Below are 11,844 nucleotides of genomic sequence, written 5' to 3'. Positions count from 1 at the left end.
TAAGTATAAAGCCGGCTCATTAGTATTTCTCTTTACATAGAGAGCGCTCTCTAAGAACATTTGTAAAGACATGCGCTTTACAAAGGCTAAGAACAAGCTGGGAGAAAAAACCTCTCAAGACTGTCGTGCGGCAACAAGCGCCCTGCGCGGAGCGAGGCGCCCCCTCGTTACGCCGAGAGAACTATCAGTGGCTTCCATGCCGGCCTCCGGGTCTCCGCCTAGAAACATCGCCCTCACAGCGTCGATGTTCTCGGGGATCACCACGGCTTCCTGGTGAACCACGTACGACAGCGTCGCATACTCGCCGTCTACGTGCACAGAGTCCTCTAGCACGGCTACCTCGTACATGTCGCCCCTAAGCCTCCTGTCCCGGAAGAACTCCAGGAGATCCGGGGTCGCCTCGAACTCGCCTCCTGCGACGACTATCCTCCTGTGCGACTCCAGAGCCTCGATGACGTCGCCCCTCGACAGCCTGCCGCCGAGCCTTACGCGCGCAACGTGGAGGTGCGCGAGGGTGGTCGGAACTTTCACAGCCACCGTGAACACGTTCAGCCAGGGGAGAACAGTCCTAACGTCCGACGCGTGGTGCGACGGGACGCCTCCGTCGAGGCTCAAAGCGTTGAGGCGCGCTCCCTTCCTATCCGCTGGGTCCGCAGCCCTCCTAGCTATGACGACGAAGACCTCGCGCAGCTCTCCCAGCGAGGAAAGAGCGCTGACAACCCTCAGGATACCGGTAGTATTGCAAGACGGAACCCTGACGTACCTCCTGCCGAAAGCATCCCCGTAGTTGAAGAAGGGGCTAAACGTGAGCTCCGCGACAGCCGCCGGCTCACCACCCTGGAAGACCGCGCGAACACCGTACCTCGAGTAAAGCTCGTCCCTGTTCCTCAGCCCCTCGCCCCCGGGCGCCGCGTCCACCACGACGTCCACCCTCCCACTCCCAAGCAAGTCCTCGAGAACACCGCCAACCCTCACTCCGCGCTCCTCGAACAGCGAGGGACTAGCGCCGCGCACGTAGAAAGGCACACCCTCGAGGACCCCTCCCCGAGACAAGCTACTAAGAACCCCGAGGCTAGGCCTCGGCGACGATACACCTACAAGCACCATGTCGGGCTGTAGCGAGACGGCGTGCGCCACCCTCTTGCCAATAGTACCGATACCGTTCACAAGTACTCTTATCGGCACGAGCATGGGGGAGGCAAAGTAATTAATAAAAATTATTAATGATAAATTCAACGAATCGAGATAACCAGGGCCGCTCTCTTAAACGGGAAAAAGAACTAGCCTTTACGGGGGCGTTGCTCCTCTGCCGAGCATTCTTCTAAGCTCCTCTATCCTCGAATCAACCTCCTTCAATTCCTCTTCCACTCCCTTTATCTCCTCTTCGAGGCTCTTCCTATACTCCTCCAGCCACCGCCTGTAGTCCTCGAGGTACCTGAGCTCCTGCTCCGGGGACATCGGAGGAGCCCACGGAGGCATCGCCGGAGGATAGCCGTAGTACGGCGGGTAACCCCAGCCGCCCCACCCAGCCCTCCAATACCTCCTCCAAGCGAAAGCCATGCGGATCACCACCAGGGCAACCAGTACCTAGCTTGCCAGGGTGCTGGGTAGTAGGGCTTTGGGTAGTACGCCCAGTAGTAAGGCGCTGGGTAGTAAGGTGTCCACGGGTACCGTGCCCAAGTGTACGGTGCTAGCCGCCAGCAAGCACCCCTACCGAACACCCAGCCAGGCCTCTGCCAGGGCGGCAGGTAGCTGAAAGGACCCCTACCAGGCCACCCACCCCACCAACTCATTCTGCCTCACCGATTTACGTGATAAATCACGAAATATTTAAGCATTACGCTTAAAGAAGGCTTTAAATGAAGGGTACCCGGCTTGTTAAGGTGTAGGGGGTTTGGCGATGCCCGGGCATGGGTGGTGCTACAGGCACAGGAGGGGGAGGATAGGAAGGCCGCCGAAGCCGGTCAGCGTGGGGTTTCTTCCAAGCGTGCAGGGCTTTAACCCCTACCCTCCGCCTCCTTTACCCATAGAGCCCGTGGTGCTTGAACCGGCGGAGGTCGAAGCGCTCCGACTGGTAGACTTGGAGAAGCTGTCGTACGAGGAGGCGGGGGCGAGGATGGGCGTTTCGAGAACCACCGTGTGGAGGCTCGTTGAGAGCGGTAGGGAGAAGCTTGTCTCGGCGATCCTCGAGGGGAGGCCCATAGTGATAGCCCAGCTCCCCGGCGCTCCCGGGGAGACCGGGCAGGGATGACAGTTTTTCGCGCAACTATCACGCGGCGTCATGCATAAATGATTCTTGGCATCACTGGGGCTTAGGGATGTTGAAGCTTGAGTGGAGCGCGGGGACTATACTGCTCAGGGGTTCTCCCCCGCCGAGCGTGGCTCCCTACTTCCGCTTCGACCCTAGGGTCAAGGGTTACCGCGCCCTCGCGATACAGTACAGGTGGATAGTGGAGGCCTTGAGGGAGGCTGGCGTCGAGTTCGAGGACGACGTCCTGCACCCTCCCCAGTGCAAGCTCCAAGCGCGCGAGGTCCAGCTCAGGGACTACCAGGAGGAGGCCCTGGAGAGGTGGATGGCTGGGAGGAGGGGGGTCGTGGTCCTGCCTACGGGGGCAGGCAAGACGATGGTCGCCCTCGCGGCGATCGCTAGGCTCGCTTGCCCCACGCTGATAGTCGTGCCGACACTGGAGCTCATGGACCAGTGGGAGGAGGGGGTTAGGAGGCACCTGGGGGTCGCGCCGGGGAGGTACGGGGGAGGGGAGAAGGAGGTGGGCTGTGTCACTGTAGCCACGTACGACTCGGCGTACGTGAACGCGGAGTTCCTGGGAGACAAGTTCGAGCTCCTAGTGTTCGACGAGGTCCACCACCTCCCGAGCCCGGGCTACAGGCAGGTAGCAGAGCTCTCGGCCGCCCCCTGGAGGATGGGCCTCACGGCGACCCCGGAGCGGGAGGACGGGCTCCACGAGCTCCTGCCGTACCTCGTCGGCCCCGTCGTGTATAGGCGCGGCGTGGGCGAGATGGCGGGGAAGTGGCTCGCGGAGTTCGACGTTGTCCGCGTGTACGCGGAGATGTCGCCGGAGGAGAGGGAGGAGTACGAGAGGCTTACGAGGACGTACAGGTCGTTCCTGAGGAAGAGGGGGCTCAGGATCCGGGGCCCCCGGGACTTCGAGAGGCTCGCCGCGCTCAGCGTGAAGGACCCCGAGGCCAGGGAAGCCCTCCTCGCGTGGTACAGGGCCAGGAGGATAGCCCTGCACGCCTCCTCGAAGATGGAGGTCCTCGAAGAGCTCCTGGCGAGGCACAGGGGCGACAAGGTGCTGATATTCGCCGAGCACGGCGACGTGGTGAGGAGGATATCCTCCCGCTTCCTGGTACCCGAGATAACGTACAGGACGCCCGAGGAGGAGCGGAGAGCCGTGATGTCCGCCTTCAGGAAGGGGCTCGTGCGCGCCATAGTGACGAGCAAGGTGCTGGAGGAGGGCGTCGACGTCCCGGACGCGAACGTCGCGGTGATCCTGAGCGGAACGGCGAGCAGGAGGGAGTTCGTCCAGAGGCTTGGGAGGGTCCTAAGGCCGCGCGAGGGGAAGAGGGCCGTGGTCTACGAGGTCGTGACCTCCGGAACCAAGGAGGTGGAGATCTCGCGGAAGCGCAGAAAGGCGCTGAAGGGTGGGCAGTAGTGTTGCCGTCCAACCTCCTCGTGGCACGCGCGCGGCGGGGGCGCATCGAGCCCCTGCTACTCGAGCCTTCCGGGCTACCGGTGGCCCTCGCCTCGGAGGTCCTGGAGCTCTTCGAGCGGGGGGTGGGCAAGGGCAGGAGGGAGCTTGAGGAGGGCCTCGCCGACCTGGAGGAACTCGCCCTCGAGCTGGGCCTCGACCTCAGGGTAGTCAGGGCTATGTTCACGCTCGCGGCGCGGCACGCGAGGTTCGAGCCCCCGAAGGCCCCCGTCGACCCCGTGAAGGCGAGGATGGAGGTCTTCGAGGAGGCTTGCAGGGAGTTCGGAGTAGCGGTCACGGAGGAGGAGAGGTCTACGGTGCTCCGGCGGGTAGCGGAGAGGCTCGGCTGCAGCGTCGAGGACCTGGAGTCGGTGCTCGGCGGGTACCTCGAGGAAGTACTGGCGGAGCCCCCGGCGCTGAAGGCCGAGGACCTCGTGAGGATGCTTAACCTCTCGATGGTGCAGACGCTGCTCTTCAAGGCCTCGCAGCTCGAAGTGGTCTTCAGGAGCGACGGCGCGACGGCGAAGAAGCTGCTGAGAGCGGTGAAGAGGCTGGGCCTACTCTACGTCGCGGAGCAGCTCGGCGAGGGGGTGAGGCTAACCGTGGACGGGCCCGCGTCGCTGCTGAGGCAGACCAGGAGGTACGGGACCAGGCTGGCGAAGCTAGTCCCACTCGTGATGCTGGCTGAGCGCTGGAGGATCAGGGCTAGGGTCCCGGCGAGGGGGAGGGACCTCTTCTTCGAGCTCGGCGACGAGAAGTCGGGGCTGTTCCCAAGGGTGGAGGAGGAGCCGGAGCCCCTCTTCGACAGCGAGGTCGAGAGGGAGTTCTACAGGAGCATCTCGAGCCTCGCGCGCGGCTGGAGGGTGGAGCGGGAGCCCGAGCCGCTCGTAGCCGGGAACAAGGTCCTGATACCCGACTTCTCGGTGTCGAACGGCGAGAGGAAGGTGTACATAGAGATACTCGGCTTCTGGACCAAGGACTACCTGGAGAGGAAGATGCAGAAGCTTAGAGAGCTACGCGGGGTCAACATCGTGGTAGCCGTGAACGAGGAGCTAGCGTGCTCCTCCGTGAAGGACCTGCCCCACGACGTCGTGGTCTTCAAGGGGCGGCTGAGGGGGGCGGACGTCTACCCGGTACTCAAGCGCTACCTCGGCGAGCCCCCCGAGGAGCCGCGAGAAGAAGTCGAGTACCGCCTGGAGGGGCTACCGGACCTCTCCGGGAGAACACTCTCCGAGGCTATCAGGGAGCTCAGGAAGCTGGGGGTCCCCGAGAGCGAGGCAGTCAAGGTGCTCGAAAAGCTGGGCTACGGGGTCGACTGGACAACGCTAGACCCCGACAAGCTCGTACTGAAAAAGAATAAACGCCGGTAGCTCGGAAACAGCTTGTGGACTCCGCGCTAGCGTTCGGGCCCGTGCCTAGCAGGAGGCTGGGGAGAAGCCTCGGCGTCAACAACATACCGGCCAAGGTGTGCTCCTACTCCTGCGTGTACTGCCAAGTCGGGAGGACTACGGTCCTCACGGTGGAGAGGAGGGCCTTCTACGAGCCCGAGAAGGTATACGAGGCAGTCAAAGCCAAGCTCGGAGAGGCGGCGTCCAGGGGGGAGAGGGTGGACTTCGTAACATTCGTGCCGGACGGGGAGCCTACTCTGGACGCGAACCTCGGGAGGGAGATCTCGCTCCTAAAGGGCCTGGGGAAACCGGTAGCCGTCCTCACGAACGCGTCGCTCCTGTGGCGCGAGGACGTAAGGGAGGACCTAGCAGGCGCAGACTTCGTATCCGTGAAGGTCGACGCGGTCGAGGAGGGCCTGTGGAGGAGGGTGAACAGGCCGAGCAGGGAGCTAAGCCTTGAGAAGGTCCTGGAAGGTGTATCCGTGTTCGCCGAGGAGTTCAAGGGAACCCTTGTCTCGGAGACAATGCTCGTAGGAGGCGTGGAGTACGGCGAGGAGCTGCAGCGGCTCGCGGACTTTCTGGGAGGCCTGAGGAGGCTCGCGAAGGCCTACGTAGCGGTCCCGGTGAGGCCCCCCGCCGAGAAGTGGGTGAAGCCCGCAGGGGAGGAGGTCGTGAACGCCGCCTACCAGCTTCTCTCGGAGAGGCTCGGCCCAGGCAGGGTGGAGTTGCTCACGGGGTACGAGGGAAGCGACTTCGCGCCAACCGGGAACGTAAGGGAGGACCTGCTCGCCATAACGGCGGTGCACCCGATGCGGAGAGACGCCGTCGAGGAGTTCCTTAAGAGGGCGGGGGCGGAGTGGGGCGTAGTGGAGGAGCTCGTGCGCGAGAACCTCCTGGTAGAGATCGAGTACGAGGGGAAGCTTTACTACATTAGGAGAATAAGCAGGCTAGCCGGGCGGGAGCATTAAACCGCGGTCCTAGACATTTTCTTCGATACTTCGGCAAGCTCGCGCTACAAGGTTTTTCGCCTTGAAGGTGGGCTGGCGAGGGGCTGGCGTCCTCCTAGGATGCGGCGCTTAAAAACAGAAAAGCTTATATAGGGTGTTTATGCATCACGATGCATAAAGGGGGTGGGGTATGCCGGAGGACGAGAAGACAGTGGAGGTTAGCCCTGTCTGGGAGGAGGCCCTCGTGCAGGAGTTCGTCTACCTGATAGGGCACTTGAACCACTCGGAGCAACACCTCCTAGAGGCGGACGCCTACCTGGGGCGCCCGGCCTTCGGGGACCTCGTCGACAGGCTCAGGGAGTGCAGGAAGATCGTGGGGCAGGCTCTCTTCGAGATAGAGGCGCTCGAAGCCCGGGGAGGCGGAGGGGACTTCAGGACCTCCTGGGAAAGCGTGTGGTGCACCTTGAAGCACCTGGCAACCGCGCTCATACACACGGACGAGGTCATAGAGAAGGTTCTCAAGAAGGCGAGGAGCGGGCAACAAGACCTGGAGGCGGCGGCGCGGATAAACTCCCAGCTACAATCCCTGCTCGAAGCCAGGAAGAGCATACTAGACTCCATAGAAGACCTGGTAGCGAGGGCTAAGGCTCTCTCCGGCTCTGTAGACCTCTCCAGCGTGAGGTGCAGGGAGGACCTCTGCCTCGAGGAAAACGATAGCCACGAAGGGGGCTAGCGCCCGGGGAGAGGAATGGGCTTCCCGGAAGCATACGCCGTCGTGAGGCTTTCCCCGGAGGCTCCGAGGAGCATTAAAAACAAGGTATCGAAGACCCTCCTAGGAACGACGGTGACTGTGAAGGGCAAGAGGTACAGGGGGAGGGGGCTGCTCGAAAAGCACGGCGGACTGGCTCTGTGCCCCGGGACATACCTCGTACCCCTAACGGAGCTCGAAGCCTTCCTCGGAGAGCTCGACTCCCGCGGTCTGAGAAACTACGTAGTCGTCGACAACCTCTGCATCTACGCGTGCAGGTAGCGCGAAGACGCGGAAAAGCCCGCCGCTCCCGGTTTTGAAGCGAGGGTTACGCGGCGCGTAGAGCGGGTTATTGCTTCAACGAGTGGACGACCCTGGGTGTGAGGTCGCCGCTCCACTTCAAGACCCATATACCCATCTCCTCGGCGAGCCGCAGGGCGGAGGGGGTAGCGTAGTCCGCGTATATCACTTTGATCATCCTCGACCTCAGCAGGTCGGGCCTCGCCTTGGCGATGTACTCTACCTTCCTCTCCAGCTCCTTTACGAGCTCGTCTCCAAGCCTAACTGTCGCCTCGCCCACCACGCAGAGATCGTCCGACACACCGTACACGTTGATCTCCTTATCGTCTACAACGATCGAGGACAGTGCGATCCTGACGCCCATCTCTTCCCTCATCCTGTAGCTAATAACCTCCCCTGCCTCCTCCTCGACAGTCAGAGTAAGCCTCTCCACTGTCTTCGAAAGCCTGTTAAGCGTAACCCAAATCTTGCCCTGCCCCTCCTTCAGCTCGGCGATCTCCTGCCATATCTTCGTCTGCCCCTCTCTAAGCCCCTTGATCTCCTCCCACATTTTTGTCTGTTCCTTGCGTAGCTCCTCAATCTCCTCCCAGATCTTTGTCTGCTCTTCGCGTAGCTTCTCGATCTCTTCCCACACTTTCTTGATTTCCTTCCACGTCCTCGCCTGCTCCTCCCTCAGCTTTTCAATCTCTTTCCACGTCTTTGCCTGTTCTTCACGCAATCTTTCAATTTCCTTCCACGTTTTCGCCTGTTCCTCGCGTAGCTTCTCGATTTCTCCCCAAACTTTCTCGATCTCCTTCCACGTTCTCGCTTGCTCCTCCCTAAGGTCCCTGACCTCCTCCCACAGCCTGTCGAGCTTCTCCAAAATTTCCCTCATCCCGATAAGCCCGGCTACAGCGTGCCTGAACTCCGCGTCCTCCTCGAGGGTTCTAAGTATCCTCAGCTTCTCCTCCTTGCTGAGCAACTCCACCCCAGCTACCCGGGTTACCTACTCCTGAAGCAGGCTATAAGCTTGTCGAGCGGTTCTCTCCGCCCGGTCACGGGTGTCCCGCGCTCCACGCGTGAGTCCGCGCAAAAGGCAGATAAATGTCGGCTTACCCCCTCTTCATAGATGTCTAGGCGTAGCCTGGCAGAGTTACTAGTCCTCCAGTTGTTGCTCGTAGCGCTCCTAGCCCTGTTCTTCTACAAGCCGGGAGGCACGGCGGCCGGGACACCCGACCTAAGGGAGGTGCCGAGGCTCTTCGTAGAGGCGGTCTACCACCTCAACTCTTCCTCGACGATGCTCCGGAACCCCGCCCGGTGGAACGCGGACTTCCGGTCGATGTCCGCGAACGCTTCTAGGATTGCAGGCGAGATAGCGTCCTACAGGAACGCCCTCTCCGAGATGGACCCCTCCGACCTCGTGTTAAGGCTGTTAAGCGCTTCCGACAGCTACGGCCGGATGGCGAACGCCTCCTCCAGTATCTACGCGGCGCTGGACGTCCTCTCGGGGTCCAAGGAGAGCATCCAGAGGTACCTCGCGGCGCTGGAGGAGTGTAACGCGGCTGAGGCGCACAGGCTCGGGCTGAGCATCGCGGGCAACCTCTCTAGGGCGTACTCCCTGGTAGGACTAGCCGCGGGCAACCTCTCCCTCGCCGACCCCTCGACGCTGCTTTCCCAGAGCCACGTCGACGCCCACCGCAACGCGTCCGAAGCCGTGGACGCCGCTCAGAGGTACCTGAAACAGCTACTACTCGCCGTCGACATAACCTCCAAGCACCCGGAGGAGCTGGACGCGCTGTGCAAGGCGAGGAAAGCCGGGAGGAGCATTGCCGTCAGCGAGCAGCTCGCGAGATCCCTCGGGGCGCTCAACCCTCCGGACGCCGGGCCTTTCTCGTACGCGGTCTCGAGGCTTAAAAGCCTCCTCTACGCGGTAGCGAACGCCCAGCAGGGCGGGGGGAGCGGGGCCGGCTACGGCGCCCCGAGTAGCGACGACTAGGTGGTCCTCCATGTACCTCGTCTTCGGGAAGGCTTACCTATTGCTCCTGGCTCCGGCGTCGCTCCTCGCCATCTACGCGGTGTACAGGCGGGCGAAGAGAGTCCAGGAGGGTATCAGGAGGGCGCTCCCCGGGGAGCTACCGGGGTTGACGCCGCGCCTCGCTCTCGCCTCGGCGATAGCCTTGCTCCTCGTCTTAGCGGCTAGCGAGCCCCGCGTAGTCGAGGTTAAGAGGGTCGAGCTACCCTTGGAGGAAGCCTACAAGCTGAGCGGCGTACCGACGTTGCACGTGGTCGTCCTAGACGAGTCGAAGAGCATGCTCTCCGCGGATGTCTACCCCGACAGGTGCACCCTCGCGAAGAGGTTCGCCGAAAAGTACATAGAGGGGCTACAGCCCTCGGACCTCGTAGTCCTTGTCTTCTTCTCTTCAAGCTCTAACGCCACGGGCCCCCTCCCGAGGGACAACGCGCTGAGAGCGCTGGACGGCTACACGTGCAGGTACAGGTACACGGCGCTCGGCGACGCGCTGGTATCGGCGTACAGCGTCCTCGCCGCCTCGGGGCTCCCGGGAGCCGTTGTCGTAGTGAGCGACGGAGGGTGGAACTACGGGTCAGACCCCCTCCAGGTCGCCCAGAGCATCCGCGCCTCCAACTACAGCCTCGTCCTCGTAAGAGTGGGGGGCGACCCCAGAGGCTCGCTTATGCGTGACGTAGCCTCGAAGGCCAATGGGAAGTACCTCGAGCTCGACGCTTTCTCGCAGGACCTCGCTCCGAGCATAGCGTCCAACGTCTCCGCGACTGCACGCTACGAGGCGCTAAGGCTCGCGGGGCTGGCGTACGCGGACGTAACCGTGGAGACGCCAGTAGGCCGAGAACCGCTACTACTTCTCGCAGCCCTCCTCGCGGCGCTACTCTTCAGAGACGGCCTGTAGGTGGTCCAGGTGTACTTCGAGAAGCCGGAGCTCCTCCTCGCGGGCCCCCTGCTCGCAGTCCTCCTGTACTACCTCCACGTGAAGGGCTACAGGCGGTTCTATGCGAAGAAATCCAGCCTCAAGAACCCCCTAGCCGCGTACGCCGGTACCGGCGGCGCTGAGCCGCGGAGGCTTGGCACGCTGGCCCTCAAAGTCCTCCTAGCCGTTCTCGTAGGGGTGGCTCTCGCGGGCCCCTACATCGTCGTGGAGAAGAGGGTTGAGCGAAGCGGGTCCGCCGAGCTAAACGTAAGCCTCAATGTCGCCAGGCCGGCCGCGGTCCTCGTCGTAGACGTGAGCGGTAGCATGGAGGACAGCATACCCGGTGGGGTGAAGATAGAGGTTGCCAGGAGGGCGGCGACCCTGCTCGTGGAGAGAATGCCGGGCGGCGTGGACGTAGGCCTCCTAGCGTTCTCCGACAGAATCGTACTCTCGTTGCCGCCGACGGGGGACAGGAGGAGGGTTCTCGATGCCATAGAGTCCCTGAAGCCGGGCGGCGGCACTATGTACACCTACCCGCTCCAGGCGGCTCTAAGCTGGCTGAAGCCCTACAAGCTCTTCAACGCCTCGACGCTCGTGGTCTTCGTCTCGGACGGTCTCCCGGCAGATGCGGCCACGTATAGAACCCTTCTGTCCGAGTTCAGAAGCCTGGGCATCCCGGTGTACACCGTGTACATAGGGCCGGGCGGAGACGAGGGGGAGAGGGAGCTCAAGTTAATAGCGGGGTCGACGGGAGGCGAGGAGTACACGGCGGGTAGCGCGGAGGAACTGTTGAAGGCTTTCAAGACGCTCGCGGAGAAAGCCTCCTCGATACTCGTCCGGGCAAGCGCGGTCGGAGTCGCCGGCGGAGTGGTAGAGGAGAAGGTAGGGCTGAGCTGGGCCTTCGCAGTCTCTGCCTTGATCGTTACCCTGATCCTCCTCTACGCGCGTAGCCGAGAATCCGGCGTAGCCTTCTAGCCAGCGCTTTCGCCGCCTCCACGGGGGACGGCGGGGGCACTCCCACTAGCCTGGACTCCGTGACTACGAGCAGGGCGCCGATAGCGGCCAGCACCGCCGCCCTGAGTACCTGCAGGGTTGTCGGCCTGTAAACAGCGACGACCTCGCTACCCTCGTGGCCCACGATGGAGTGGAGCCACTTCTCGACGTAGTCGGGCGGTAGCCCGAGCTTCGACCCTGCCTCCGCTAAGCTGAGCCTAATGGGGGTCGACGAGTTTTGAAGCTCTACGTAGGTAGAGTTAAGCTTCACGGTGACGACGCAGACTAGGTAGCCGCCCTGCTTAAGGGGCACGGCGCCCGCGTAGTACTTAGGGGTGAAGCCTGTCCCTCCCACTATCACGCGTACGCGGGTGGGGAAGGTCGCGTTCTTCTCCTGGAGCTCCACGGCGCCGGACCTCTCCAGCAGTTTCAGAACGTTGCTTATGGTCGCAGGGCTGGGGGGCGATGAGACTAGAAGTCTGTATCTAGCGTGGGTTGCTCGGTCAAGGAAGGCGCATCTAGGCTTCGAGTAGTCGGCGTGGAGTATCACTGGTACGTAGTTTTGCCCGACGAGAACCGAGCCTGGGTACGCCTTGTCGAAGAGCGCTAGGGATGTCTCCACGCGGTAGGTGAAGCCCTCCACGGGATTCGGAGGGGCGACGTCCATCTCCAAGGCTATGAGGGCTGTGTCCCCGTAGACTACAATCTCCGAGGGGCCGCCGGAGAACACGGAGCCCAGGTAGAAGGGTATCTCTCCCATCCTAGTAGCGTACGCTACGAAGATTAAGGAAGCAATCGAGACGGCGATCAACGAGTAGCCCAGCATCCTCAGCATGT

Annotated in this window: 14 protein-coding genes; 9 read left to right on the top strand and 5 right to left on the bottom strand. The window is 62.4% G+C overall.

Annotated features, from left to right (window positions below; all coding sequences use genetic code 11):
• Window positions 1-114: 114 nt before the first annotated feature.
• The 3 genes from TPEN_RS09000 to TPEN_RS09900 all read right to left on the bottom strand — a co-directional run bounded on the left by TPEN_RS09000 (window position 115) and on the right by TPEN_RS09900 (window position 1,793).
• The gene (locus TPEN_RS09000) at window positions 115-1,185 is read right to left on the bottom strand and encodes a type II glyceraldehyde-3-phosphate dehydrogenase (protein ID WP_187146334.1); all 1,071 of its coding nucleotides are present in this window, start codon (window positions 1,183-1,185) and stop codon (window positions 115-117) included.
• A 102-nt stretch (window positions 1,186-1,287) separates the two neighbouring features.
• Window positions 1,288-1,560, bottom strand: coding sequence for a hypothetical protein (locus TPEN_RS08995; RefSeq protein WP_011753424.1), 273 nt, complete (start codon window positions 1,558-1,560; stop codon window positions 1,288-1,290).
• Between the two features lie 5 nt (window positions 1,561-1,565).
• Window positions 1,566-1,793: a hypothetical protein gene (locus TPEN_RS09900; protein WP_148678047.1), complete on the bottom strand. Its 228-nt coding sequence runs from the start codon at window positions 1,791-1,793 to the stop codon at window positions 1,566-1,568.
• A 107-nt stretch (window positions 1,794-1,900) separates the two neighbouring features.
• Between TPEN_RS09900 and TPEN_RS08990 the strand changes: the two genes are divergently transcribed.
• From TPEN_RS08990 to TPEN_RS08965, 6 genes are all read left to right on the top strand, one after another.
• The gene (locus TPEN_RS08990; RefSeq protein ID WP_011753423.1) at window positions 1,901-2,251 is read left to right on the top strand and encodes a DUF134 domain-containing protein; all 351 of its coding nucleotides are present in this window, start codon (window positions 1,901-1,903) and stop codon (window positions 2,249-2,251) included.
• A gap of 67 nt (window positions 2,252-2,318) precedes the next feature.
• On the top strand, window positions 2,319-3,674 hold the full coding sequence (locus TPEN_RS08985; protein ID WP_011753422.1) for a DEAD/DEAH box helicase: 1,356 nt from the start codon (window positions 2,319-2,321) through the stop codon (window positions 3,672-3,674).
• Window positions 3,674-5,080 (top strand): DUF790 family protein, encoded by a 1,407-nt coding sequence (locus TPEN_RS08980; protein WP_011753421.1) that lies wholly within the window; start codon window positions 3,674-3,676, stop codon window positions 5,078-5,080. The genes TPEN_RS08985 and TPEN_RS08980 overlap by 1 nt, the downstream gene beginning before the upstream one ends.
• A 14-nt stretch (window positions 5,081-5,094) precedes the next feature.
• A complete protein-coding gene (locus tag TPEN_RS08975) occupies window positions 5,095-6,066 on the top strand; it encodes a radical SAM protein (protein WP_011753420.1) in 972 nt (323 codons plus the stop codon).
• Window positions 6,067-6,235: 169 nt separating this feature from the next.
• Window positions 6,236-6,778 carry a hypothetical protein gene (locus tag TPEN_RS08970; RefSeq protein ID WP_011753419.1) on the top strand — a complete coding sequence of 181 codons (543 nt, stop codon included), beginning with the start codon at window positions 6,236-6,238 and terminating at the stop codon, window positions 6,776-6,778.
• Between the two features lie 15 nt (window positions 6,779-6,793).
• Window positions 6,794-7,075, top strand: a complete 282-nt coding sequence (locus TPEN_RS08965) for a hypothetical protein (protein ID WP_011753418.1) — start codon at window positions 6,794-6,796, stop codon at window positions 7,073-7,075.
• 67 nt (window positions 7,076-7,142) lie between these two features.
• Here TPEN_RS08965 and TPEN_RS08960 read toward each other — a convergent pair whose 3' ends face one another.
• Complete coding sequence (locus TPEN_RS08960; protein ID WP_011753417.1) at window positions 7,143-8,060, bottom strand: DUF8196 domain-containing protein; 918 nt, start codon at window positions 8,058-8,060, stop codon at window positions 7,143-7,145.
• A gap of 141 nt (window positions 8,061-8,201) precedes the next feature.
• Here TPEN_RS08960 and TPEN_RS08955 point away from each other — a divergent pair, with 141 nt between their 5' ends.
• Genes TPEN_RS08955 through TPEN_RS08945 form a run of 3 tightly spaced genes read left to right on the top strand, consistent with a single transcriptional unit; the run spans window position 8,202 to window position 10,989 of the window.
• Window positions 8,202-9,068, top strand: coding sequence for a hypothetical protein (locus tag TPEN_RS08955; RefSeq protein ID WP_011753416.1), 867 nt, complete (start codon window positions 8,202-8,204; stop codon window positions 9,066-9,068).
• Between the two features lie 10 nt (window positions 9,069-9,078).
• Window positions 9,079-9,996: a vWA domain-containing protein gene (locus tag TPEN_RS08950; protein ID WP_011753415.1), complete on the top strand. Its 918-nt coding sequence runs from the start codon at window positions 9,079-9,081 to the stop codon at window positions 9,994-9,996.
• A 9-nt stretch (window positions 9,997-10,005) separates the two neighbouring features.
• Window positions 10,006-10,989 carry a vWA domain-containing protein gene (locus TPEN_RS08945; RefSeq protein WP_011753414.1) on the top strand — a complete coding sequence of 328 codons (984 nt, stop codon included), beginning with the start codon at window positions 10,006-10,008 and terminating at the stop codon, window positions 10,987-10,989.
• Here TPEN_RS08945 and TPEN_RS08940 read toward each other — a convergent pair.
• On the bottom strand, window positions 10,937-11,842 hold the full coding sequence (locus tag TPEN_RS08940) for a hypothetical protein (protein WP_011753413.1): 906 nt from the start codon (window positions 11,840-11,842) through the stop codon (window positions 10,937-10,939). The two genes, TPEN_RS08945 and TPEN_RS08940, sit on opposite strands and share 53 nt — an antisense overlap.
• Window positions 11,843-11,844: the final 2 nt, after the last annotated feature.

This window comes from Thermofilum pendens Hrk 5, from assembly GCF_000015225.1.
Classification (GTDB): Archaea; Thermoproteota; Thermoprotei; order Thermofilales; family Thermofilaceae; genus Thermofilum; species Thermofilum pendens.
The sequence above is the reverse complement of the archived record's forward strand: the minus strand, read 5'-3'. Positions and strand labels throughout refer to the sequence as shown.